The 23,439-nt window shown below is 61.0% G+C and carries 19 protein-coding genes and 1 riboswitch; of the genes, 13 read left to right on the plus strand and 6 right to left on the minus strand.

Going from position 1 to position 23,439, the window contains the following annotated elements; all coding sequences use genetic code 11:
• The first annotated feature begins 28 nt into the window (after window positions 1-28).
• A complete protein-coding gene (locus tag Q1A71_RS06130; RefSeq protein ID WP_299673075.1) occupies window positions 29-1,807 on the plus strand; it encodes a TRAP transporter fused permease subunit in 1,779 nt (592 codons plus the stop codon).
• A 162-nt stretch (window positions 1,808-1,969) separates the two neighbouring features.
• Here the strand turns inward: Q1A71_RS06130 and Q1A71_RS06135 are convergent, their stop codons facing one another.
• The 3 genes from Q1A71_RS06135 to Q1A71_RS06145 form a co-directional block, all read right to left on the minus strand.
• A complete protein-coding gene (locus tag Q1A71_RS06135; RefSeq protein WP_299673078.1) occupies window positions 1,970-3,112 on the minus strand; it encodes an aldo/keto reductase in 1,143 nt (380 codons plus the stop codon).
• Window positions 3,113-3,154: 42 nt separating this feature from the next.
• Complete coding sequence (locus Q1A71_RS06140) at window positions 3,155-3,721, minus strand: nuclear transport factor 2 family protein (protein WP_299673081.1); 567 nt, start codon at window positions 3,719-3,721, stop codon at window positions 3,155-3,157.
• An 86-nt stretch (window positions 3,722-3,807) separates the two neighbouring features.
• Window positions 3,808-4,683 carry a LysR family transcriptional regulator gene (locus Q1A71_RS06145; RefSeq protein ID WP_299673084.1) on the minus strand — a complete coding sequence of 292 codons (876 nt, stop codon included), beginning with the start codon at window positions 4,681-4,683 and terminating at the stop codon, window positions 3,808-3,810.
• A gap of 645 nt (window positions 4,684-5,328) precedes the next feature.
• Between Q1A71_RS06145 and Q1A71_RS06150 the strand changes: the two genes are divergently transcribed.
• Window positions 5,329-6,204, plus strand: a complete 876-nt coding sequence (locus tag Q1A71_RS06150; protein WP_299673087.1) for a DMT family transporter — start codon at window positions 5,329-5,331, stop codon at window positions 6,202-6,204.
• Window positions 6,205-6,523: 319 nt separating this feature from the next.
• Here the strand turns inward: Q1A71_RS06150 and Q1A71_RS06155 are convergent, their stop codons facing one another.
• Entirely contained in the window at window positions 6,524-7,762 is a 1,239-nt protein-coding gene (locus Q1A71_RS06155; protein ID WP_299673089.1) for an L-rhamnose isomerase, read from the minus strand.
• Window positions 7,763-7,771: 9 nt separating this feature from the next.
• Window positions 7,772-9,874, minus strand: a complete 2,103-nt coding sequence (locus tag Q1A71_RS06160; RefSeq protein WP_299673092.1) for a bifunctional rhamnulose-1-phosphate aldolase/short-chain dehydrogenase — start codon at window positions 9,872-9,874, stop codon at window positions 7,772-7,774.
• Between the two features lie 188 nt (window positions 9,875-10,062).
• On the opposite strand from Q1A71_RS06160, the gene Q1A71_RS06165 reads away from it, so the two are divergent.
• The 11 genes from Q1A71_RS06165 (at window position 10,063) to Q1A71_RS06215 (ending at window position 21,164) form a co-directional block, all read left to right on the plus strand.
• Window positions 10,063-10,863 (plus strand): DeoR/GlpR family DNA-binding transcription regulator, encoded by an 801-nt coding sequence (locus Q1A71_RS06165; RefSeq protein WP_299673095.1) that lies wholly within the window; start codon window positions 10,063-10,065, stop codon window positions 10,861-10,863.
• 38 nt (window positions 10,864-10,901) lie between these two features.
• Entirely contained in the window at window positions 10,902-11,903 is a 1,002-nt protein-coding gene (gene rhaS / locus Q1A71_RS06170; RefSeq protein WP_299673098.1) for a rhamnose ABC transporter substrate-binding protein, read from the plus strand.
• A gap of 74 nt (window positions 11,904-11,977) precedes the next feature.
• Entirely contained in the window at window positions 11,978-13,510 is a 1,533-nt protein-coding gene (locus Q1A71_RS06175) for a sugar ABC transporter ATP-binding protein (RefSeq protein WP_299673101.1), read from the plus strand.
• 12 nt (window positions 13,511-13,522) lie between these two features.
• Complete coding sequence (locus Q1A71_RS06180; protein ID WP_299673104.1) at window positions 13,523-14,506, plus strand: ABC transporter permease; 984 nt, start codon at window positions 13,523-13,525, stop codon at window positions 14,504-14,506.
• Window positions 14,503-15,489: an ABC transporter permease gene (locus Q1A71_RS06185; protein ID WP_299673107.1), complete on the plus strand. Its 987-nt coding sequence runs from the start codon at window positions 14,503-14,505 to the stop codon at window positions 15,487-15,489. The genes Q1A71_RS06180 and Q1A71_RS06185 overlap by 4 nt, the downstream gene beginning before the upstream one ends.
• Window positions 15,474-15,803: an L-rhamnose mutarotase gene (gene rhaM, locus Q1A71_RS06190; RefSeq protein WP_299673110.1), complete on the plus strand. Its 330-nt coding sequence runs from the start codon at window positions 15,474-15,476 to the stop codon at window positions 15,801-15,803. Before Q1A71_RS06185 ends, rhaM begins: the two co-directional genes overlap by 16 nt.
• 17 nt (window positions 15,804-15,820) lie before the next feature.
• Window positions 15,821-17,185 carry an FGGY-family carbohydrate kinase gene (locus Q1A71_RS06195; protein WP_299673113.1) on the plus strand — a complete coding sequence of 455 codons (1,365 nt, stop codon included), beginning with the start codon at window positions 15,821-15,823 and terminating at the stop codon, window positions 17,183-17,185.
• A 548-nt stretch (window positions 17,186-17,733) separates the two neighbouring features.
• Window positions 17,734-17,937, plus strand: a riboswitch (cobalamin riboswitch).
• A gap of 99 nt (window positions 17,938-18,036) precedes the next feature.
• Window positions 18,037-18,393, plus strand: a complete 357-nt coding sequence (locus tag Q1A71_RS06200) for a DUF1636 family protein (RefSeq protein WP_299673115.1) — start codon at window positions 18,037-18,039, stop codon at window positions 18,391-18,393.
• Window positions 18,390-19,178 carry an ABC transporter ATP-binding protein gene (locus Q1A71_RS06205; RefSeq protein ID WP_299673117.1) on the plus strand — a complete coding sequence of 263 codons (789 nt, stop codon included), beginning with the start codon at window positions 18,390-18,392 and terminating at the stop codon, window positions 19,176-19,178. The genes Q1A71_RS06200 and Q1A71_RS06205 overlap by 4 nt, the downstream gene beginning before the upstream one ends.
• Window positions 19,179-19,192: 14 nt before the next feature.
• Window positions 19,193-20,140, plus strand: coding sequence for an ABC transporter substrate-binding protein (locus Q1A71_RS06210; protein ID WP_299673119.1), 948 nt, complete (start codon window positions 19,193-19,195; stop codon window positions 20,138-20,140).
• Between the two features lies 1 nt (window position 20,141).
• Window positions 20,142-21,164 carry an iron ABC transporter permease gene (locus Q1A71_RS06215; RefSeq protein WP_299673121.1) on the plus strand — a complete coding sequence of 341 codons (1,023 nt, stop codon included), beginning with the start codon at window positions 20,142-20,144 and terminating at the stop codon, window positions 21,162-21,164.
• A gap of 337 nt (window positions 21,165-21,501) precedes the next feature.
• Here Q1A71_RS06215 and dxs read toward each other — a convergent pair whose 3' ends face one another.
• Complete coding sequence (dxs, locus tag Q1A71_RS06220; protein WP_299673123.1) at window positions 21,502-23,433, minus strand: 1-deoxy-D-xylulose-5-phosphate synthase; 1,932 nt, start codon at window positions 23,431-23,433, stop codon at window positions 21,502-21,504.
• Window positions 23,434-23,439 lie beyond the last annotated feature (6 nt).

Raw genomic sequence — 23,439 nt, forward strand, 5'->3', positions numbered from 1 at the left:
TGCCCGGCCTTTTTTGTGGGATCACGTGATGCTGGATGATGACCTGCCCATCCGTTGGAAACCGGTTTGGTTGCTTCTGGCGGCTGTTTTGGTGGCCTATCATATTGGTCTGATCTTCTGGGGCCTGGTGCCCAACCTCGTATCACGCCCCCTGCACATGGCGCTGATCCTGCCCTGGATCTTCATATTCGCGGCCCGGGACCGTGGCCAGCGTCTCTCCGGCACCCTGTTCGCGGGCCTTGGCGTTGCGGCCTCCGTTTGGGTTGCCTGGAACCACGATGCTTTGGGAGATCAATACGGGTTTCTGGAGACCAATTTCCAGATCGGTGTCGCCATCGTGCTGCTCACCTGCGTCTTGGAGGCGGCCCGGCGCGCCATCGGATGGCCCTTGCCTCTAGTGGCAGCGCTCGCGCTTGCCTACGCGCTTTTGGGTCAGAACATTCCCGGCGAGTTCGGCCATTCCGGCACGCCGCTGAAGAGCTTTCTGGGCACAATGACAATCGCCGAGGGCGGCATCTGGGGGACGCTCACGGCGGTCTCCGTCGGCGTTGTTTCCATCTTTGTGGTCTTCGGAGCGGTCCTCAATGCGGGCGAGGCGGGGCAAGGGTTCATGAATGTGGCCTCCGCCGCTGCCGGGCGCCTCAAGGGGGGCGCTGCGAAGGTGTCCGTCATCTCCTCGGCGCTCTTCGGTTCGATCTCCGGCTCTGCTTCGGCCAATGTGGCCTCGACGGGTGCGGTCACGCTGCCGGCCATGACCAAGCTGGGATATCCCAAACGACTGGCGGGCGCGGTCGAGGCGGTCGCCTCGTCCGGTGGCCAGATCATGCCACCGCTGATGGGGGCCGGAGCCTTCGTGATGGTGGAGCTCACCGGCGTGCCCTACACGGGCATCATGGCTGCTGCGGCTTTGCCCGCGCTGCTCTACTTTCTTGCGGTCTGGGTCGGCATCAATGCCTATGCCAGCCATACGGAGCTCAAGGGTATTGAGGTCAAGGACCAGCCTGGCCTGAAGGATGTGGCCATCACCTCCGCCTTCTTCCTCGTCCCCTTCGCGGTGCTGCTCTGGGGCATGTTCGGGCTGGGGGTCACGCCGCAATATGCCGCCTGTCTGGCCATTAGTGTGGGAGCAGTGCTGTTGCTCTTCGACCGGACGCTGCGCGTGGATCTTGGCGCGACATGGGCGCGGGTGGAGGCGGCGCTGCTCACGGCGGCACGGCAGGTGGCGCTGATCGCCTCCATCATCCTCTGCGCGTCGATCATCATCGGGGTGCTGTCGATCACCGGCCTCGGGGTCAAGATCACATCATTGATCCTCTCGGGTGCTGGTGGGATGCTCTGGCCCGCGCTCCTGCTCACGGCGCTCGCCTGTTTGATCCTTGGCATGGAGGTGCCGACGACGGCCGCCTATGTGATCTGTGTTTCGGTTGCTGGGCCTGCGCTGATCCAGCTGGGCTTGGAGCCGTTGCAGGCGCATCTCTTCGTCTTCTGGTACGCCCTTTTGTCGACCATCACGCCGCCGGTCTGCGGTGCGGTGTTCATCGCCTCGGGCATGGTGCGCGAGAACTGGCTGCGCGTCGCGGTCACGGCGATGGCGCTTGGCGTGGGCCTGTATGTGATCCCGCTTGGTATGATCGCCAACCCCGATTTGATCCGCCTGGCCGACGATCCTGCCATGTCCATGGTTGCCTTTCTGCGCGTGGCCTTGGGGCTGGGGCTGATATCCTATGGGCTGATCGCGATGCGCGCCGCGCTGAAGACGTTGGCGCTGTGCGCCGTTGGGCTTTGCGTCATTTTCGTTCCGATATAGGGCGCGATTTGCCGGGCTGGCACGAAACGGTCGGTACGGCGCCCGCGGGTCGGTTGCAGTGGCACATCAGCTGAACGTTCGGTGCCTGATCGATCCATGTCTGCTTGGAGCGACGCAATCAAAAGCCGGTCATTCGCTGACCGGCTTTTGCTATCTTCCTGTTCAGCCGCGCTGTGGTGCTTCGACCCCGGACCAGTCCGCAACCATGGGTGGCATCCGCGCTCCCTGCACGTCGATTGCGGCAACTTCGGTGGTCAGCTCAGCCAGTTCACTTTCTGTGAAGGTCACATTCACTGCCCCGGCGTTCTCCAGAAGATGCGGCATCTGAGTTGTGCCCGGGATCGGGACGACTGATGGGCTTTGGGCCATCAGCCAGGCCAAGGCGATCTGACCGGGCGCTGCGGATTTGCGGGCGGCCCATGACTTGACCAACTCCACCAGCGCCATGTTCGCTTCTCGGTGTTCCGCATCCATACGGCTGGTATTCGCCCGGAAATCGCCCGGTGCAAAGCTCGTGCCCATATCGATTGCTCCGGTGAGGAAGCCGTAGCCAAGCGGGCTGAAAGGCACAAAACCGATGCCAAGTTCAGCACAGAGCGCCAGCAGTCCGTTTTCCGGCCCGCGCCAGAGCATCGAGTATTCGTTCTGGACAGCGCTGACCGGCAGCGCGGCATGAGCCCGGCGCAGGGTGTCATGACCCATCTCCGACAGCCCCCAATGCAGCACCTTGCCCTCATCCATCAGCTCCTGCACGGCGCCTGCAACGTCCTCGATCGGCACGTCCGGATCGACGCGGTGCTGATAGAGCAGATCGATGCGGTCCGTGCGCAGACGCTGCAGCGACCCCTCCACCGCCTGCTTGATGTGCGACGGGCGGCTGATCAGACCCGGGGCCCAGACGCCGGTTTCCAGATCGACGTTGAAGCCGAACTTGGTTGCGATCTGGATGCGGTCACGGATCTCGCCAGTGGCCTCGCCCAGGATCCGCTCGCTTTCGTGCGGACCGTACACCTCTGCGGTGTCATAGAAGGTCACACCCTCGTCAAATGCCGTCCGGATGATGCGGTGCATTTCCGTCCGGTTGGGGATGGTCGTGTGGAAGGTGCGGCTATGGTTCTGAACGCCAAGGCCGATGGCCGAGACCTCCAGAGCGCCCAGCATGCGCCGATCGGGTGCGTGCGCCTGTCCAGCGGCTGAGGTGGAAGACTGGGCGGCGGCGCGGCTGGTGGCCATGCCCCCGAGCACCATGGCAGCGGCCCCTGCGGTCAGAAGAGAACGGCGGGTTTGATCAATGCGATGTGTCATGGAATGTCCTTTGCAAACAAGGTTCGAAATGTGGGGTCGGTGTCAGCTGCCCGGCGTATCGCGCACAAATGAATTGCCGCGCTCCGCCGTTGCAGTGAAGGTCATGGCGTCGATCTTCCAGCCTTCGCCGGTCTCGACAAAGCTGTGAAGATAGGTGCCCCAGACCTCCCAAAGCGCTTCGCCGCCGTTTTCGGGCAGGGCGCCGCGTTGCAGCTGGTTCCAGGCGTAGCCATGTGAGAGCAGCGTGGCGCTGCCATCTTCCTCGAAGATCACCCGGTGATTGCCGCGCAGGTGAAAGGACGTTTTCTCCTCGGTCAGGTTGGAGGACCAGCCGGAGATCAGCGCATCCGCAGGAATCGTCGCGGGCTCGCCGCCCACCAGCGAGGTGAAGTCGACCTCAATCGTCTCGATGAAGAAAGACCGGGCCAGCGTCCAGTCCTTGGCATCCACGGCCGCATCGAGAGCGTCGGCGATCCGCACCATTTCCGCTTGATCCACAAGGGTTTCCGCGGTGATCGGAGTTCCGGAAAAGGCTCTGGTCTCGGCCTGAAGCGGGGGCACCGTGGCCAGCAGCGTTGCGATGATGGGAGCGGTGATCGTGCGGGTCATGATAAGTCTCCATCGTTTTGGTGATGGGACATATCTGGTGTCGTCAAAGCATAAATAAAAATTTCAACTGGGTATATTTTTGATGCCTAATCGGTATCTATCGATCTGACGATGTCTTCCAGCCGCCGCGCCAGCGGACCGGACCGCTTGCCCGTCAAAAACAGGAACTCGATGGGCACCGACAGGCCCTGAACCTTGCGAAACTGCACTTGGTGTGGCGGGCGATACATGTTCGCCGAGTTGACAAAGGCACAGCCGACACCTGCGGCCACAAGGCTCAGTATCGTTGTTTCGGTCTCGGCCTCCTGCACGATGAGAGGATCAAGGCCGATGCCCTCGAGCGCGGCGAACAGCGTGTCGTAGTAGGCGGGGGCCACGACACGGGGAAAGGCCACCAGCGGCAGCCCATCGATATCCTCGAGCGAGAGGGCTTCATCTGTGTCAAACTCCAGATCCACAGATGCGGCGAGCATCACATCATCAACCCGTAACGGCACGATGCGCACCGCGTCGGCCACCAGATTGTCCTGCCGGTACACGAAGGCGGCATCCAGATCCCCCGCCATCACCGCGTCGATCTGCTGGACCGATCCCATTGGGATGATCTCCATCCGGACATTTGGGTGCGCGCGTGCAAACCGGCTGAGCGCTCGTGGCAGGTGGCCCGCCCAGGAGGCGCTTTCCAGTAGGCCGATACGCAGGTGGCCTGCCTCGCCCCTGTCGATCCGGCGCGCCTCCTGAACGGCGTCCTCCGAGGCGGCCAACACGGCGCGCGCGCGGGCGGCGAAGGCCCGGCCGGCCTCTGTCAGAACCACACGACGCCCCTCGCGCACGAGCAGATTGACGCCCAACTCCGTCTCCAGATCGCGGATCTGACGCGACACGGCGGGCTGCGCGATATTCAGTCGATCAGCGGCATGGCTGATCCCGCCATGATCGGCAACGGCAACGAAATATCGCAAATGTCGAAGCTCCATACCATATGCCTGGAGGTTATTAAAATTAATCAGAATTAGCATTTTTTAGTATCGGTCTCAATGCGCAGCTTCAGGGGATGAGGACAAACGCGCAGTCACATGCCGGTGTCGGTTCCATCGGAACGGTTGGCGTCCTGGGCTGGTCAGGCGATACCGTCGCTGTCAGGCACCGAAGCGACGCTGGACACACGCCCGAAACTCTGGCGCTCCTCGGGCCTATTCTCTTCGCGGAGAAGATCTCCCCGCGAGACGGGGCTGTGGCTATGGGTGCGGCACCATGATGGCCTGCGCATCGAGCACCATGCGTTGCCATCCCGAAAGCAGATTTGCAGGCTGGACGCTTGTCGGGGGCGTATCCGGCCACCCATCGCGATGACGCCACGACCGTGGTGCCTACGTCACCGCGGCTCTGCTGTGCGACGGCTACCGGGCTTTTCCATGGATCACCACACTCGCGCGCGACAAGGCGGACGATTTGCCATCTGTGGGAATGATGACGAAATGCGGTCTCGCCGCCAGGAGGGATAAAGTGACTATCGCAGTCAGCCTGACAGGGAGATATACCACTCGCGGAAGACTGAGGCGCACCAAGCCGATCAGAACCCGGCGCACGCATACAAGAGGTCCAGGGTGCAACAGGAACAGTTGGGAAAACTGCTCAGGATTGGTGGGGCGGCGGCCACCGTCGGCGTCGTTGCCTGCGTGCATGCTGCCGCGGATTTGATGCCGCTCGGGCAGATCATGGCAATGCGTGCCGCAATTTCCGGTGTGTTGATCTTGATCTACGGGCTGTTGGTCACGCAGAAGGCCGGTCTGTGGCCCAACCGCTGGAGGCCGCATCTGGTTCGTGGAGCGCTCGCCTGCCTGGCGATGCTTCTGAGCTATGTTGCGTTCGCGCGTCTCCCGGTGGCGCAGGCGCAAACGCTCATGTTTCTGGCGCCGCTGATCGCTGTGCCTCTGGCCACGGTCCAGCTGGGTGAGACCTTGTCCAAAGCGGCCCTGATCGGCCTCGGTTTTGGCTTTGTGGGAACACTGTTCATTCTCGGTGTCTCCGCTGACCTCGGGCCCCACGCGATGTGGGGCGCAGTTTGTGGGATCGCTGCCGCAGTCCTTGTGGCGACCATACAGATTACCATCCGCGCGATGATGGCGACAGAAACGGCAATCTCAACCGCGCTGTCTTTCACACTGATCGTGGCGGTCGTGAGCACCGCGAGTGTTCTTTTTGGCGATTGGATCTGGCCTCAGGGAGAGGCCTTGTGGATTTTGCTGTCAGCTGGGGTCTTCGGCGCGCTCAACCTGGTGCTTTTCGCAGAAAGTCTGGCGCGCGCGCCTGTCTCGACGCTCGCACCATTAGACTACACCGGGCTGATCTGGGCTCTCTTGGCGGACTGGCTCATCTTTGCGGTTCAGCCAGGCGGTCTCAGCCTCGTCGGGAGCGTTCTCGTGACAGTGGGTGCGCTGATCGTCGTGTTGCAGCGGAAGACATCGTCTGCGTCTGCCTAAGCCCTGACCATTTGTCGGAACACGCTGGCTCGTCCCGTGAGCGGCTGCATGCGCCGCGCAGACGGGCTGGGTGCGGCTAGATCTGACGGCCGCTGACATGACCTCGCTGTGCCGGAGATATTGCCAAGGTGATTTCGCCGCGCCGCCGGAAAGGAGCCATGATCTGAGCTCAGGATATGCGGGTGGAGTGACCGCCCATTGCCCCGATTCCAATACCCGGTACAGCACATTTGCGACGCCGTTGATTGATCGCCATGGGCCGTCGTTAGGGGTGGCAACGCGGCATTGTTCCATCGCAAGGTCGAGCGTATCGGGAGCCCTAATTGCGACCCGCGACACTGCTTTGGTATCTGTCGAGCTCCTTGATCAACGCCTGACCATTTGGCACGCCCGCGCGCGCGGAGAACTCCTCCCATACCGCGCCGAACGGCATGTCCTTGATCTCTTCGGTGACGGCAAGACGTGTCGTGAAATCGAGATTGTCCTCCGCCGATTTCAACTGCTCGAGCGGGAGCAGCAACGCGCGCAGTAGGGCCTTTTGCATATTGCGCGTGCCGATGACCCAGGCCGCGGTCCGGCTGATCGTGGCATCGAAAAAGTCCAGCCCGATGCGGGTGCGGCCCAATAGCTCTGCGCTGACAAGCTCCTGTGCCATCTGCAGAATGTCGTCGTTCAACAGGATCACATGATCGCTGTCCCACCGCATCGGGCGCGAGACATGTAGCAGGATTTCATCCAGCGACAGGGCGACCGAGCTGAGCTTGTCTGCAATATTCTCAGTTGGGTGGAAGTGGCCCATGTCGAGGCACAGAAGTGTGCCCTTGCGGATCGCATAGCCCATGTAGAATTCATGGCTGCCCACGGTGCAGGCCTCGACACCAATCCCGAAGAGCTTGCTTTCGACGGCGTCCAGCATTTGCGCCTTGTCTTGGGGATTTGCCAGCATGGCATCGAGCGACGCCTCCAGCCTCGCGCGGGCCGACATGCGGTCGATGGGTGTGTCCTTGTAGCCGTCGGGCACCCAGATGTTATTGACACAAGGTGAATCCAGCGCCGCACCCATCTTGGCCGCGATGTCACGCGAGCGGCGTCCATGTTCGACCCAGAAGTCGCGAATGCCCCGGTCCGGATGGCTGAGTGTCAGATTGTCGTCGGCCTTGGGGTGGGCGAAGAAGGTTGGGTTGAAGTCCAGCCCGATCCCTTGATCCTTCGCCCAATCGACCCAGGGTGCGAAGTGCTGAAACTCGATTTCGTCGCGATCGGGCGTTGCCTCGGTGTCCAGATACATCGCGTGCAGGTTCAGACGGTGCTTGCCGGGGATCATCGAATAGGCAAAGTCCAGATCGGCGCGGAGTTCATCCGGAGTGCGGGCGCGGCCGGGATGGTTTCCGGTCGCCTGTATGCCACCGCCGGACGCGCCAGATGTTTCCTCAAATCCGACGACATCATCCCCCTGCCAACAGTGCATTGAGATCGGGAGGGTTTTCAAACGCTCCAATGCGGCCTCGGTGTCGACACCCCAGTCGGCGAAGGCGGCTTTCGCTGAATCGTAGCTCATGGCGGTTCCCTATCGGGTGAAGGCTTGGACGTTGCCGGCATCCACGTTGAGGATGTTTCCGGTGGATTTGGCCGAGGTCTGGGCAGCGAAGAAATAGCAGGCTTCCGCGATGTCTTCGGGAAAGACGGACCGCTTGAGCATGGACCGCTGGCGATACATTTCCTCAAGTCCGTCCTTGTCGGTGCCATAGGTGCCCGCGCGCTGCTCCAGCCAGTCTCCTTCCCAGATCTTCGATCCGCGCAGGACCGCGTCCGGGTTGACGACATTGACGCGGATACCGGCCTCGGCGCCTTCCAAGGCAAGGCAACGGGCGAGGTGAATTTCGGATGCCTTGGCCGTGCAATATGCGGCGGCGTTCGGCGAGGCAGCGAGGCCGTTCTTCGACGCGACGAAGACAACCGAGCCGCCCATGTCCTGCACCCGCATCAGCTTGAAGGCCTCGCGGCTCACCAAGAAATACCCGGTGGACAGGATGTCCATGTTCTTGTTCCAAAGCGCCAGCGAGGTGTCCTCGATCGGTGCAGAGGACGCAATACCGGCATTGGACACCAGAATATCGACCCCGCCGAACTCTACCGACGCCATTGCAAAGGCCGCGGCAACGGCGTCTTCGCTTGTCACATTCATGACGACGCTGCGCACCGCGTCCTTGCCGAAACGGTCGGACAGGGTGTTCTCTGTCGAGACCAAACCGTCTGCGTTGATATCCGCCAATACGACACAAGCGCCTTCTTGCAAGTAGCGCTCGGCGGTCGCCGCACCGATGCCGCCCGCGCCGCCGGTCACAAGGGCCACGCGACCAGCCAGCGATTTGGGTTTCGGCATACGTTGCAACTTGGCCTCTTCGAGCAACCAGTACTCGATATCGAAGGCCTCCTGTTCCGGCAGACCTTGGTATTCGCTCACCGCTGAAGCCCCGCGCATGACGTTGATGGCATTGACATAGAATTCGCCCGAAATCCGTGCGGTCGCCTTGTCCTTGGCAAAGGTGATCATGCCGACACCGGGCACGAGGTAGACAACGGCGTTCGGGTCGCGCAGGGCAGGGCTGTCGTCACGCTTGCAGCGGTCGTAGTAAGCTGCGTAGTCCTGTCGATAGGCCTCGATCTGGTCCGGCAGACCCGAGAGAACGGCGTCGATATTGCCTGTGGCAGGATCGAACGGCACCACCAGCGGGCGGATCTTCGTCCGCAGGAAGTGATCCGGGCAAGAGGTTCCCAAGGCGGCGAGCGCCTCCATGTCCTTGGCGTTGACGAATTCGAGCACAGCGTCGCTATCGTTGAAATGGCCGATCATATGGTGATTGCCCGACACGACCCCCCGGATCGCCGGCATGATCCGTGCGGCGATGGCTTCGCGCTCCTTGGGCGGCAGGCTGTGGTGGAGGAGACCGCCAAACGCAGCGACGCCTTTGCTGCGCTCCTCCATCCATTTTGTGGCGACGTTGATGACGTCAATCGTCTGCTCGTAGCAGTCCTTTGCCGTGTCGGCCCAGGTGAACAGCCCATGGCTTTCCAGAACCACGCCGTCGGCGTCCGGATTTTCCAGGCAGAACGTCTCAAGCCACATCCCAAGTTCGTAGCCCGGCTTTTTCCAGGGCAACCAGCCGATGCGGGCGCCGAAGATCTCCTGCGTCAGCTCTCTCGAATTCCTCGAGGCTGCAATGGCGATGATGGCATCGGCGTGAACATGATCCACGTGCGTGCGGGGGACGTAGGCGTGCAGCGGGGTGTCAATCGAGGTCGCGCGCGGGTTCAGGTTGAAGGTGCAATGCGGCAGGTAGCCCACCATCTCATCTTCGAAATCCACGCCACGATAGAGCGGTTTCAGCGCGCGCAGCTTGTCCATATAGAGCGTGGCGAACCCGTCCATGTTCATCGAGCCGATATCGCCGCCGGAGCCCTTGACCCAAAGCACTTCGACCTCTTCGCCGGTCAAAGGATCGGTCTCCATCACTTTGGCGGAGGTGTTGCCGCCGCCGTAATTGGTGACGCGCTTGTCCGAGCCCAGAATGTTCGAGCGATAGCACAGAAGTTCCGATTCGCTTTTTCCTTCTGCGGACCCGTCATCCCAGCGGCTTTCCAGAAGGTAATTTTCCAAAGATTTCAACATGTTTCCTCCTGGCTGGCGCAGCGCATCCGTCATCGCAATTGAGAAGAAGCCTGAGCCGAGAGGGGGTGGCTTGTCAATCAGTTTCAATCAAATTCAATCATGCTGCGGCGCAGAATGATTGATAATGAGTGTTTATGATTGACAGATGATGCGAATCTCGACAGCGTAAGACGCCAAGGGAGGCCGAAATGCACGAGAAAGAGCGCCATACGATTATCTTGTCCGCAGTTGAGGATCGCCCTGTGGTCACGGTTGTCGAGCTCTGCAATCTGACCGGCGCGTCCGAGGCCACCATCCGGCGCGACATCGCAACACTGGATCACGATGGGCAGTTGCGGCGCGTGCGCGGTGGCGCCGAGGCGCTCAGCCCGCCGCAGTTTGTGGGCCTTGCCGGACGCCCTTTCTCTGTCAACGAGACCATGCGGATCGAGGACAAACAGTCCATCGCTGCTGCTGCTGTCGAGCTGTGCGAAGATGGTGATGCGATCATCATCAATGGCGGCACGACAACCTTCCAGATGGTTCACCCTCTGGCCAGCCGCCGGCTGCAGGTGTTCACCAACTCGTTCCCGATTGCGGAACATCTTCTCAAGCATTCCAAGAACACGATCATGCTGTCGGGCGGTACTATCTACCGCGAACAAAATATAATTCTGTCGCCGTTTGACAATGACGTGACACGCAACTTCTGCGCCCGCCGCATGTTCATGGGGGCGCAGGGGCTTGGCCCGTTGGGTCTCATGGAGGCGGACCCGCTGCTGATCCAGGCAGAACAGAAGCTCATCGGCCAGGCGGATGAGCTCGTCGTCCTGGCGGACAGCACGAAGTTCGAACAACGTTCGAGCCTTGTTCTGTGCCCATTGAACCGCATCACAACCGTCATCACCGATGACCAGATTTCAGACAAGGCCGCCGCCATGCTTGAGGCCGCTGAAGTGACGCTGATCGTCACCCAATCGGGGGGTGTTCAGAGAAACGTGGCCTCGTAAGGGCCAGAAACGCGAACGTATTTTCCAGGGAGGATCCAATGAAACGTCGCACTTTTACCAACCTCACCGTCGGCCTCGGCTTGGCTGCCAGCCTGTTCGGCACGACTGCAATGGCACAGGACAACATGCGCATCGCCCTTGTCGTAAAGGCGCTTGGCATTGGTTTCTTCGAGGCGGCTGCGGAAGGGGCAGAAGAGGCCGCTGAGGAGTTGGGTGGTGTCGAGATCATCTACACCGGCCCGACCGATACGACTGCCGAAGGCCAGATCGAAGTCATCAACTCGCTGATCGCACAGGGCGTCGACGCCATAGCCGTTTCAGCGAATGACACCGATGCGCTTGTGCCGACCCTGAAGAAGGCCATGCAACGCGGCATCACGGTCATCAGCTGGGATTCCGGCGTGGCTGAAGATGGCCGCCAAATGCACCTCAACCCGTCTTCCAACGCGCTCATCGGCAACATGATCATCAAACTTGCCGCGGATCATCTGCCCGATGGGGGCGACGTTGCTGTCCTGTCGGCGACCACGACCTCGACCAACCAGAACGTCTGGATCGAGGAAATGAACAAGGTGATGGGCGACTATCCCGACATCAATTTGGTGACGACGGTCTACGGTGATGATCTCGCGGACAAATCCTATCGCGAAGCCACCGGGCTGATGCAGTCCTACCCGGATCTCGATGCAATCATCGCGCCGACCTCTGTCGGTATCGTTGCCGCGGCCCAGGCGGTTGTTGACGCGGGCAAGGTGGGTGAGGTCAACGTGACCGGTCTCGGTCTTCCCTCCGAGATGGCGGGTGCCATCGAAAGCGGAGCATCGAAGTCCTTCGCCATCTGGAACCCGATTGATCTGGGCTACTCGGCGGCGATGATCGCCCACGCATTGGCCTCGGGCGCTGCGACCGCCGAACCGGGTGCCGAAATCTCGATTGGCCGCGTGGGCACGATCACGCTGGACGACACGAATTCTGCCGCAATGGCGGACCCGTTTGTCTATGACGCGTCCAACATCGACCAGTTCAAGTCGATCTTCTGAGCGATGCGCCTTCTGTCCTGCGCGGCCATCCGTGCCGCGCGGGGTGAGACCCTTCCAGTGAACCGAGGCACCCGATGCTGAACCAGACGGATATGGCGACGATCTCCGACGGCCTCGTCGAGGATGTCGCGATCCTGGCATTGGAACGGATTACGAAGACCTTTCCCGGCGTCAAGGCCCTGTCCGACGTGTCACTGCGCCTGATCCCCGGCAAGGTCACCGCGCTGATCGGGGAAAACGGTGCAGGCAAGTCCACGGTCGTGAAGATCCTCACCGGCATCTACCAGCCAGACGGGGGGTCACTCCGTGTGGATGGTCAGCCGACCCGCTTTCCAGTTCCTCAGGCCGCATCGCGCAGCGGCGTCACGGCAATTCATCAGGAAACGGTCCTGTTCGACGAATTGTCAGTGGCCGAGAATATCTTTCTGGGTCACGCGCCGCGCGGTGCGTTCGGGTTGATCGACCTGAAGCAGATGGCCGAAAAGGCCCGGGAAATCCTCGACAGTATCGGTGCAAAGATTGATCCAGAGCACAAGCTCAAGGACCTCGGTATCGCCAACAAGCACCTCGTTGCCATAGCGCGGGCCCTGTCCATCGACGCGCGCGTGGTCATCATGGACGAGCCGACCGCCGCCCTGTCGCACAAGGAGATCGAAGAGCTTTTCGAGCTTGTCGAAAAGCTGAAGGCGCAAGGCAAGGCGATCCTGTTCATCAGCCACAAGTTCGACGAGATCTTTCGCATCGCCGACAACTACACGGTCTTTCGCGATGGCCAGTTGATCGGCGACGGCTCTATTGCGGATGTGAGCGAGCCCGAGTTGGTGAAAATGATGGTGGGCCGCGACGTCAGCCAGATCTTCCCCGAGCGGACCTCGAACCCCGGCGATACCGTTCTGAAGGTCTCGGGGTATTCCCATCCGACCGAATTCGAAGACATCGGTTTCACCCTGCGCAAGGGAGAAATCCTTGGGTTCTATGGCCTGGTCGGCGCGGGCCGGTCGGAATTCATGCAAGCGTTGTTCGGCATAACGCGCCCCTCTGCCGGAACCGTCGAAATCGACGCCACGCCGGTGCACATCAAATCGCCCGCGGACGCGGTCGATCACGGCATCGTTTACGTACCTGAGGATCGCGGCAAACAGGGCGCCATTCTTGATATGCCGATTTTCCAGAATGTCACCCTGCCCTCGCTCGGGCGCATTTCCAGCAGGGGATTCCTGAAACTTGCCGAGGAGTTCAAGCTGGCCCGAGACTACACGGAGCGGCTCGACCTGCGGGCGGCCTCTCTGGATACGCCTGTCGGCAATCTGTCGGGCGGCAATCAGCAGAAGGTTGTGATCGCCAAGTGGCTTGCGACCCAGCCCAAGGTCATCATCCTCGATGAACCCACGAAAGGCGTGGACATCGGATCGAAGGCCGCCGTGCATGAGTTTATGGCCGAACTCGCTGCTCAGGGCCTTGCGGTCATCATGGTTAGTTCGGAAATCCCCGAGGTGCTGGGCATGTCGGACCGCGTCATCGTCATGCGAGAAGGCCGGATGGTCGCCGAATTGACCGAGGGTGATCTGCAGCCCGAAACACTTGTCCGCCATGCCGCCGGTATCTGAAGGGAGACGCCCATGCTGAGACGCATCCTGAGATCACGCGAAGCCCTTCTGGTCAGCGCCATTGTCCTGTTGCTGCTGCTGATTTCGTCGCGTTTTCCGGGCTTTGTCGCGCCCGCGAACCTCGCCAATGTCTTCAATGACACCTCTCCGCTGATCCTGCTGGCGATTGGTCAGATGATCGTCATCCTGACCAAGTGCATCGATCTCAGTGTCGCGGCGAACCTGGCACTGACAGGCATGGTGGTGTCGATGGTGAATGTCGCGGAACCGGGCTTGCCGATTGCCGTGATCCTGGTGATTGCCGTTGGCCTTGGCACAATCCTGGGCATGTTCAACGGCATCCTCGTCTGGAAGCTTGCGATCCCGCCGATCGTTGTGACCCTTGGCACCATGACCATCTTCCGCGGCATCATCTTCGTGATCTCGGACGGCAAGTGGGTCAACAGCCACGAGATGAGCCCTGCGTTCAAGAGCTTTCCTCGCACGGACATTCTTGGGCTGCCCATCCTTGGCTGGATTGCGGTCCTCGCCGTGATCGGTTTCACCGTCGTCATGACACGCACGACACTTGGACGTGCATTCTATGCCGCGGGCGGGAACCCCCATGCGGCCACCTATGCCGGGATCAACGTGGGAAAGACCCAGTTCTGGGCCTTCACGATCTCAGGCGCCCTGGCCGGCCTGACCGGCTATCTGTGGGTGTCGCGGTTCGCCGTGTCCTACGTGGACATCGCCGGAGGCTTCGAACTCGATGTGGTCGCGGCCTGCGTGATCGGTGGCGTGTCGATCATGGGCGGCATCGGCACGGTTGCAGGTGCCCTGCTCGGGGCTTTGTTCCTCGGTATCATAAAGAACGCCTTGCCCGTCGTGGACATCTCTCCCTTCTGGCAGCTGGCGATCTCGGGCGGCGCGATCATCATCGCTGTGGCCCTGAACGCCCAATCCAATCGCGGGAAAGGCCGGATCATCCTCAAACGTGCGGAGCAGGCAACATGAGTACCACTGATCGTTTCGTCCCCGACCGCCTGCGGTCACCGCTGGAAGAGAGGCTGAAGAGCTGGGAAACCCTGCTGCTGCTGGTGGCCATCGGGATCTTCGTCGCCAACAGCTTCGCCTCACCCTACTTCCTGAATGCCTGGAACCTGAGCGACGCCACATTCAACTTCACCGAAAAGGCGATGATTGCCTTCGCGATGGCGCTTCTGATCATATCCGGCGAGATTGACCTGTCGGTCGCCTCGATCATCGCGCTGGCCTCGACTGCCATGGGGGCCGCTGTGCAGATGGGGGTCGGCACGCCGGGGCTTGTTCTGGTCGGGCTCGGTGTCGGCCTCTTGTGTGGCGCCTTCAACGGGGTGCTTGTAACGCGGATGGGTCTGCCCTCCATCGTCGTCACCATCGGCACCATGAGCTTGTTCCGCGGCATCAGCTTTATCGTTTTGGGAGATCAGGCGTATCGCGGCTATCCCGAGAGTTTTTCATGGTTTGGCCAGGGGTATGTCTGGTGGGTGATTTCCTTCGAGTTCGTCCTCTTCGCGATCATCGCGTTGATCTATGCGATCCTGCTGCACAAAACCAACTTCGGGCGTGCTGTCTACGCCATCGGCAACAACGCGACCGGCGCGATGTTTTCCGGCATCCGCGTGCAGCGCGTGAAATTCATCCTGTTCCTTCTGACTGGTCTGATGTCCGGCGTGGCCGCGATCTGCCTGACGGCGCGGCTCGGGTCGACCCGTCCGTCCATCGCGACGGGGTGGGAGCTTGAGATCGTCACCATGGTGGTGCTTGGCGGCGTCAGCATTCTCGGCGGATCGGGCACGATTGTGGGCGTCGTCATTGCGGCTTTAGTGATGGGGCTTGTGACGTTTGGGTTGGGGCTTCTGAACGTGCCGGGCATTGTGATGTCCATTGTGATCGGTGCACTCCTGATCGGGGTCATCGCGCTGCCGCGTCTGTGGTCCATATGGCGGGCGCGGTGATGGAAAAATTTGCTTTCAAGATGCGGTTGAACCCTGGGTGTCGCGCGGAATACCTCAAGCGCCATGATGAGATTTGGCCTGAGCTTGTGGAGTTGCTGAAAAATGCTGGCATCCGCGATTATTCGATTCATCTGGACAGCGATACGAACATTCTGTTCGGTGTCCTGTGGCGCAATGAGGGCCATGGCATGGACGATCTGCCGAGCCATCCCATCATGAAAAGGTGGTGGTCTCACATGGCGGACATCATGGAGACACACCCGGGCAATGAACCTGTCGCCACGCCGCTCGAAACCGTCTTCCACATGCCATGACAGGGCATATCGCGGTCATGGACATCGGGAAAACCAACGCGAAGCTCGTGCTGGTTGACCGGGAGACCTTGACCGAGATCGCGGTGATCACGCGCCCGAACACCGTTCTGCCCGGTCCGCCCTGGCCGCATTTCGATGTTGAGGGCCATTGGGCATTTCTGTTGAACGGGCTGCGCGACTTTCACGCGGCATATGGCATTGGTGCCATATCCGTCACCACCCATGGGGCCTGTGCAGCCCTTCTTGACAAGGAGGGGACGCTTGCCGCGCCAATCCTCGACTATGAATTTGCCGGGCCGGATGATGTCACCGACGACTACGATGCCATCCGACCGCCTTTCGCCGAGACGGGATCACCGCGGCTTGCGGGAGGGCTGAACGTCGGTGCGCAACTGTTTTGGCAGTTCCGGGTCGACCCCGAGTTGAAAGCCAGGACGCATCGGATCGTCACATATCCGCAATTCTGGGGCGCTTGGCTGACGGGCGAGACGGCGACGGATGTCACATCCCTGGGATGTCACACCGACCTATGGGATCCCTATGAAGGTCGGTTTTCATCCCTGGTCAAAACACTTGATATCGCAGAGAAACTTGCGCCGGTGCGAAAACCTTCCGATGTTCTCGGGCCCATTCTGCCGGACATCGCTCAGCGGACGGGCCTGCCGCCACATACCCAGGTTTACTGTGGCATCCACGATTCCAACGCGTCCTTGCTTCCTTATGTCTTAGGAGGGACGCCACCCTTCAGTGTGATCTCGACGGGCACCTGGGTCATTGCGATGTCCATCGGCGGCAAATCAGTTCAACTCGATGCCGACCTTGACACGTTGATCAACGTGACCGCACGCGGTCAGCCGGCCCCCTCGGCAAGGTTCATGGGGGGGCGCGAGCATGACATCGCGACCGGCGGGTCCTGTGCCGCACCATCTCAGGCAGAGCTGGATCATGTTTTGTCCAACCAGATCATGCTGATGCCGGCTGTCGTACCTGAGACCGGCCCTTTCAAGGGGCACCGGATGGCTTGGCTTGGCGCTGAGCCCGATCCGGGCTCCGCCGAACGCGGCGCCACGGTCGCGCTGTACCTTGCTTTGATGACGGCCGCGTGTCTGTCCAACATCGGGCATCACGGGCAGATCATTGTCGAAGGTCCATTCGCAAGCAATCGGCTCTACCTTGAAACGCTGGCGATCGCGTCTGGCTCGCCGGTGTCCTGCGCCGCAGGGACAACCGGGACAAGCGCGGGCGCGGCGATGCTTGCGGTTGGCAGGTCTATTGCGCCTCCAAGTTACGGCAGCCCCGTGTCCGTTGACACCAAATACGCCGCGACCCTTCAGAACTATGCGGCGCGCTGGAAGCAGGAAGTTCAGCGTCGATCTTGCTAGCAGCACGTTTTGGGAGAAGGTGCCGCGCTTGACCCGCGATCCGTCACGCCAGGCCAGCCGCCAATGGCGAAAATGAACGACCTCCAACGCAGAGGTTTCCGCGATAGGCACCGACTCTGGGGTGTGGGGTCAGTCTGGCAAAACCCGACATCTATCATTCGCTTCAAGGGTGTTGGGGCCGCTGGCGGGCGGTCTTTCTGGTCTGCGGCTCGCCATGCGCCTGCGCCAAAATTGGGCTGGGCCGTATCCTCGGCGCGGGATGCTGTCGAGCGCCCTCGGGGTTTTCCATCATGCGGGGGCCGAGCCCCCGGAACTGACGAAGGCGAGTTTCGAACGGGCGCACCGATATCACCTCTTGCGACCCAAAGGTCTGCCATCGCGCCGCTGCGGTCCTGCATCGACGAAGCTGCAAAACCGGGCCGCGAGCCCAGACTGCCGGATACGACACGGTAAAGAAATGACCGCTCAGGCCGGGACAGGTCGCTTCCAAAACAATCCAGAGATTTCCTTAGAAAAGCGGTCAGTTATTGACGCGGTTCTGAATCTGGGCCACTCATGGTGCCGATGGTTCCCCCAGTTCAACTCGGGGATGAAAAGGGAACACGGTGAGGCGTCAACTGCTGCCAAATCCGTGACTGCCCCCGCAACTGTGAGCGGCGAGCGACGCCAAAGACCACTGGCCCATCGGCCGGGAAGGTTGGCCAAGCATCGACCCGCAAGTCAGGAGACCTGCCATCACATTGTAACCAACCCGGGGCGGGGCGTCCTGGAAGGAGCTTTGATGTCACGTTTGAAACGTATGCACATAGGTAGCACCTTCTGTCCGCGCTTGGCGATAAGCGGAGCGGACTGTGGAAGACGATTGTGACCATTTCCTGCTGATCTGCTCCCGTTGCCGTAGCGAGGACCATGCGGCTTTGCTGCGCGACGCGCTGGCAGCACAACTCCCTCCCGGGTATGCAATCCGGGCCGTCGACTGCATGGCGGGCTGCGCACACCCAACGACCGTTGGTTTTCAGGCTGCTGGCAAAGCGCAGTATCTCTTCGGCGATATCGTCAGTTCAGCCGATTTGGAGGCATTGGGAGCCTTTGCGCGTCAATACAAGACCAGTTCGGACGGGTGGACGAACGCATCGGACCGGCCTTTAGCGTTGTTTGAGAAGACGCTGTCCCGGATGCCCCGGGTTTGTCTGGGGCCAAGATCGTGAGGCCTTCGGGATTTCTGGTCGCGCGTGATGTCGGCTATCGCACCCTGAACGGTGATGTTTTGCTACAAGGCGCGTCCTTTGAACTGAAGGAAGGCGCCATCCTTGCCATTGCCGGTCCAAATGGGGCTGGAAAGACCACGCTTTTGAATGTCCTGTGCGGTGCAGCAGAGCCGGGCTCGGGTGAAGTCCTGGTTGATGGACGCAGCTTGAGAACACTCTCAGCCACAGAGCGTGCGCGCCTGATCGCCGTGGTGAGCCAGCACGAACATCCAGATGCCCGCCTGTCATTGCGTGACTACGCCGCTTTGGGCCAGATACCCATTTTGACCGATCGCTCGGCGTGCGACCATGCGACCGCGTTGGACCGCATCCTCGAGATGACCGGGTTAAGTGCTCTCGCAGGACAGAGGATGGGTGTTTTGTCTGGCGGTGAACGCCAGCGTGCCCATATCGCACGCGCACTTGCGCAGACCCCCTCACTGCTGTTTCTGGATGAACCGACCAACCATCTCGATCCGGATGCAAAGGGCCGGATGCTGTCGCTGGTTTCGGGATTGGGCGTCACGGTCGTTATGATCGTGCATGATCTGGTGCTCATCCCCGAATTCGCGACCCATGTCGCATTGATGAAGTCCACCAGGCTGACCGACTTTGGCCCTGTGTCGGAGGTGCTGACGCCCGCGCGCGTGCAAGACACATTTGGCGTCGGCTACCTGCGCATTGAGCACGATGGTCGGGTGATCCCGGCACTCGACATCCGGAAGACCCCAAACTTTCATCACTAAAGGAGCCCCTCACGATGAAATGCCTTCTGCCTGTTGCTCTGCTCACCGCTCTGGCAAGCCCCGCTGGTGCGCATGACATTGTCGTCGACAACTGTGGTGAGCCGCTTGTCTTTGAAACCCAGCCCGAACGGCTGGTCGTGCATGACATGAATATGACCGAGATGGCCTTTGCTCTTGGCCTTCAGGACAAGATCGTGGGTCTTACCGGCATCACTGGGTGGTATAAGACAAGCCCGGGTTTTGACACGCTGCGCGGTGACATTCCCGAACTTGCGCCGAAGTATCCGACCGTCGAAAACCTCGTCGCCGTCGATCCCGACCTCTTCTTTGCAGGGTGGTACTATGGCATGAAACCGGGTGGTGACGTGACCCCCGACACGCTCGAGCCATTTGGGATCAAAACCATGATCTTGACAGAAAGCTGCGTGCATCTCGACAAAGATCGCCCCAAGGCGAGCATGGACCTTCTGTTCAACGACGTTCTGCGTTTGGGCAAGGTGATGCATGTCGAGGAGAAAGCGGAGGAGCTTGTGTCTGGCTGGAAGGAACAGCTGGGCAAGATTGAGGCGAAAGCCGTGGGGCTGTCCAAACCACGTGTCTTTCTGCTGGACGGTCCGGCAGATGCGCCGTTCACAGCTGGCAAATTCGCAATCCCCGACGCGATGATCGCAGCGGCAGGAGGCGCGAACGTCACTCATGACATGGAGACCAGCTGGGGTCGCACCTCCTGGGAAACCGTTGCCGCGGCAAACCCCGAGTTTCTCGTGTTGCTCGACTATCAGACCGGTAATGGCGCGGCGGATACCTTCAAGTTTCTGCAAAATCACCCAGTCATGTCCCACACCGACGCCGTCAAAAACGAACGCTGGATTGGTCTGCGCTACGAAGAGCTTACGCCCGGACCCGCCAACATCGAGGCAATTTCAAAGATGTTTGACGCCATGCATCCAAGCCTGAATTAGCGTGGGCCAACTGCGCCTGATGCAAATTCTGGGGGTGGTCGTCTTGTTCGCCCTCCTGTTGCTATCGACGGCCTACGGGACAACCTCTATCCCTACAGTAGACGTGGTGCAGGCCGTTCTTCTGGGGACCGGTTTGGTTGAGGGCGACATGTCGCCATTGCACCGCATTGTCTATGACCTTCGCCTTCCCCGGGCGATCTTCGCCGCCGTCATCGGTGCAGGATTGGGGATTGTTGGTGTCGTCCTGCAGACCACGACACGGAATGATCTGGCTGATCCATTCCTTTTTGGCCTGTCTTCAGGTGCCGCAGCCGGAGCGGTCTTTGTGATCACCGTAACGGGAGACATTCTGGGCCTCTGGACGTTGCCTTTGGCCGCCTTTTGCGGCGGGCTGACAGCGTCCGGTATCGTTCTGGCACTTGTTCACGGCTTACGCACGAGCGCCCCCGAGAAGCTGATTCTGGCTGGTCTGGCGGTGTCGTTCCTTTTTGCGGCGATCACCAACTACCTGATCTTTGCCGGAGACAGTCGGGCCGCGCATTCGGTGATCTTCTGGATGCTCGGCGGGTTGGGCCTGGCCAGATGGGAGGCCTTTCCACTGGTGTCCTTGGGGTTGGTCTTGATCTTGGCCTACACGCTCATTCGGAGCCGTTGGCTTGATGCGCTCCTCACGGGCGATCTGACCGCTTCGACGCTTGGTGTTCCGGTTCGGCGACTGCGGCTTTCCATGTTCTTTGCCGCCGCTCTTGCGACCGCGGTGTTCGTCTCTGTTGCCGGTGTGATTGGTTTCATTGGCCTTATGGTTCCGCACATCGCGCGTGGCATCGCAGGGCCGTTGCACCGCCAACTCATCCCAACCGCCGCTTTGGTCGGCGCAGCGCTGTTAACGGGGTCAGATATCTTGAGCAGGCTTCTCCTCACACCACAAGAGCTTCCCGTGGGCATCGTCACGACATCCATCGGATCGATATTCGTGTTTCTGCTGCTGTATAAGACATCTGGAACGCGGAATAGGACCCCTTGACGCGGGAGGCACGGTGAACGCTGCGCCGGATCTAAAGTCCGACCCGGTAGGCGGACAAGTCAAACGCCCTGCACTGTCCCGGTGAGGGTCTTGCCCCCATACAGCATTGAGCGGCGGGTCGCCGCCTTTTTCGATTGGCAATGTGCCGTCCCTTACGGCCGGTCGCCACGCGGGGATCTGTAGAAACGGGCCGCTGCGCCCTCGGATCAGCAATCAGATGCACATGATTGGAAGGCAATATGGGGTCATGGGGTGCGTCCGGACACAAGAAGGCAAGACTATCCGTCATCACAGGCGAGCTTCTGTCACAAAAGGCAGACACATGTGTCGCCGCGTCCTAGGCGCGTGCCTCGCCGATCTGCGCGATATCCAGAACCTCCAGGACCTTGCTTTCGATCTGGGCGGCGTTCATGCCTGCAACGGCATACATGTCTGCCGGGCTCGCCTGATCAATGAAGATGTCGGGCAGCACCATGGAGCGGAACTTCAGCCCGCGGTCGAAAATGCCTTCATCGGCCAGAAGTTGCGCCACATGGCTACCGAACCCACCCACGGCACCTTCTTCGATGGTGATCAGGGCCTCGTGGTGCGCGGCCAATTGCAGGATCAGATCTCGGTCAAGCGGTTTGGCGAACCGTGCATCTGCAATGGTCGGGCTAAGGCCGCGCGCGCGCAGCGTTTCGGCGGCCTTTTCCACTTCGCTCAGCCGGGTGCCGAAAGACAGAAGGGCGACGCGCGCGCCGGAGGCAACAACCCTGCCTTTACCAATCTCGAGCGGTGTTCCGCGCTCGGGCATCTCGACGCCTTGCCCTTCGCCGCGCGGGAAACGGAAGGCGATGGGGCCTTCGTCATGGGCGGCGGCGGTGGCGACCATGTGCTTCAGTTCCGCCTCATCGGCAGCGGCCATCACCACAAAGCCGGGCAGGTTGGCGAGATAGGCGATGTCGAAGGAGCCGGCGTGGGTGGCTCCGTCGGCGCCCACAAGCCCTGCGCGGTCGATGGCAAAGCGGACCGGCAGGCGCTGGATCGCGACGTCGTGCACCACCTGGTCATAGCCGCGTTGCAGGAAGGTGGAATAGATCGCGCAGAAGGGCTTCATGCCGCCCGCCGCGAGCCCCGCGCAGAAGGTCACGCCGTGCTGCTCGGCAATACCCACGTCGAAGCACCGGCTGGGATAGCGCTCGGCGAAGAGGTTGAGGCCGGTGCCGTCGGGCATGGCGGCGGTGACGGCACAGATCTTGTCGTCTTCCGCAGCCTCTTGCAGCAGGCTGTCCGCAAAGACGCGCGTGTAGCTGGGCGCGTTGGACGGCGCTTTCTTCTGCTCGCCTGTGAGTACGTCGAATTTCGCCGTCGCGTGGCCTTTGTCGCGCGCCGTTTCAGCGGGGGCGTACCCTTTGCCCTTTTTCGTGATCACATGGATCAGGATCGGCCCGGTGGCCCGCGCTTTCACCGTCCGCAGGACCGGAAGCAACTGGTCCATGTCATGACCATCGATGGGGCCGAGGTAGGAAAAGCCGAGCTGTTCGAACAGCGTGCCGCCGACCGCCATGCCCTTGAGCATATCCTTTGCGCGCCTGGCGCCTTCGCGGAAGGGTTCGGGCAGCAGGCTCACCGCGCCCTTGGCCGCGGCTTTGAAGTCCTGGAACGGCTCTTCCGCGTAGAGGCGGCTGAGATAGCTCGACATCGCACCCGTAGGTGGGGCGATAGACATCTCGTTGTCGTTCAGGATGACGATAAGGCGCTTGCCCAGGTGGCCTGCGTTGTTCATGGCCTCGTAGGCCATACCCGCGCTCATGGATCCGTCGCCGATCACCGCAATGGCGTCGCCCAAGCCCTCGGGGACGACGCCGCCCAGATCACGGGCCACGGCGAACCCCAGAGCGGCGGAGATCGAGGTGGAGCTATGGGCCGCCCCGAAGGGGTCGTAGGGCGACTCCTTGCGTTTGGTAAAGCCACTCAAACCGTCTTTCATGCGCAGCGTGCGGATGCGGTCGCGGCGTTCGGTGAGGATCTTGTGCGGATAGCACTGGTGCCCCACGTCCCAGATCAGCTTGTCGCGGGGCGTGTCAAAAACCGCGTGCAGCGCCACCGTGAGCTCCACCACACCCAGACCAGCGCCCAGATGTCCGCCCGTGACCGAGACGGCCGAAATCGTTTCGGCCCGCAGCTCCTGCGCGAGCTGGCTCAGCTGCCGGTCGGACAGGGTCTTCATGTCGGCGGGTCGGCGGATTGTGTCGAGGAGCGGGGTATTGGGTCGGTCTGAGCTCATGGGCTC

This window comes from uncultured Roseobacter sp., from assembly GCF_947493125.1.
Taxonomy (GTDB): domain Bacteria; phylum Pseudomonadota; class Alphaproteobacteria; order Rhodobacterales; family Rhodobacteraceae; genus Roseobacter.

Excerpts from the sequence above, each read along its gene's own strand:
- Q1A71_RS06175 (WP_299673101.1), top strand. The coding sequence starts at position 11,978 with ATGCTGAACCAGACGGATATGGCGACGATCTCCGACGGCCTCGTCGAG.
- Q1A71_RS06135 (WP_299673078.1), bottom strand. The coding sequence starts at position 3,112 with ATGACACATCGCATTGATCAAACCCGCCGTTCTCTTCTGACCGCAGGG.
- Q1A71_RS06210 (WP_299673119.1), top strand. The coding sequence starts at position 19,193 with ATGAAATGCCTTCTGCCTGTTGCTCTGCTCACCGCTCTGGCAAGCCCC.
- Q1A71_RS06185 (WP_299673107.1), top strand. The coding sequence starts at position 14,503 with ATGAGTACCACTGATCGTTTCGTCCCCGACCGCCTGCGGTCACCGCTG.
- Q1A71_RS06195 (WP_299673113.1), top strand. The coding sequence starts at position 15,821 with ATGGACATCGGGAAAACCAACGCGAAGCTCGTGCTGGTTGACCGGGAG.
- rhaS (WP_299673098.1), top strand. The coding sequence starts at position 10,902 with ATGAAACGTCGCACTTTTACCAACCTCACCGTCGGCCTCGGCTTGGCT.
- Q1A71_RS06155 (WP_299673089.1), bottom strand. The coding sequence starts at position 7,762 with ATGAGCTACGATTCAGCGAAAGCCGCCTTCGCCGACTGGGGTGTCGAC.
- Q1A71_RS06130 (WP_299673075.1), top strand. The coding sequence starts at position 29 with ATGCTGGATGATGACCTGCCCATCCGTTGGAAACCGGTTTGGTTGCTT.
- rhaM (WP_299673110.1), top strand. The coding sequence starts at position 15,474 with ATGGCGGGCGCGGTGATGGAAAAATTTGCTTTCAAGATGCGGTTGAAC.
- dxs (WP_299673123.1), bottom strand. The coding sequence starts at position 23,433 with ATGAGCTCAGACCGACCCAATACCCCGCTCCTCGACACAATCCGCCGA.
- Q1A71_RS06160 (WP_299673092.1), bottom strand. The coding sequence starts at position 9,874 with ATGTTGAAATCTTTGGAAAATTACCTTCTGGAAAGCCGCTGGGATGAC.
- Q1A71_RS06165 (WP_299673095.1), top strand. The coding sequence starts at position 10,063 with ATGCACGAGAAAGAGCGCCATACGATTATCTTGTCCGCAGTTGAGGAT.
- Q1A71_RS06180 (WP_299673104.1), top strand. The coding sequence starts at position 13,523 with ATGCTGAGACGCATCCTGAGATCACGCGAAGCCCTTCTGGTCAGCGCC.
- Q1A71_RS06140 (WP_299673081.1), bottom strand. The coding sequence starts at position 3,721 with ATGACCCGCACGATCACCGCTCCCATCATCGCAACGCTGCTGGCCACG.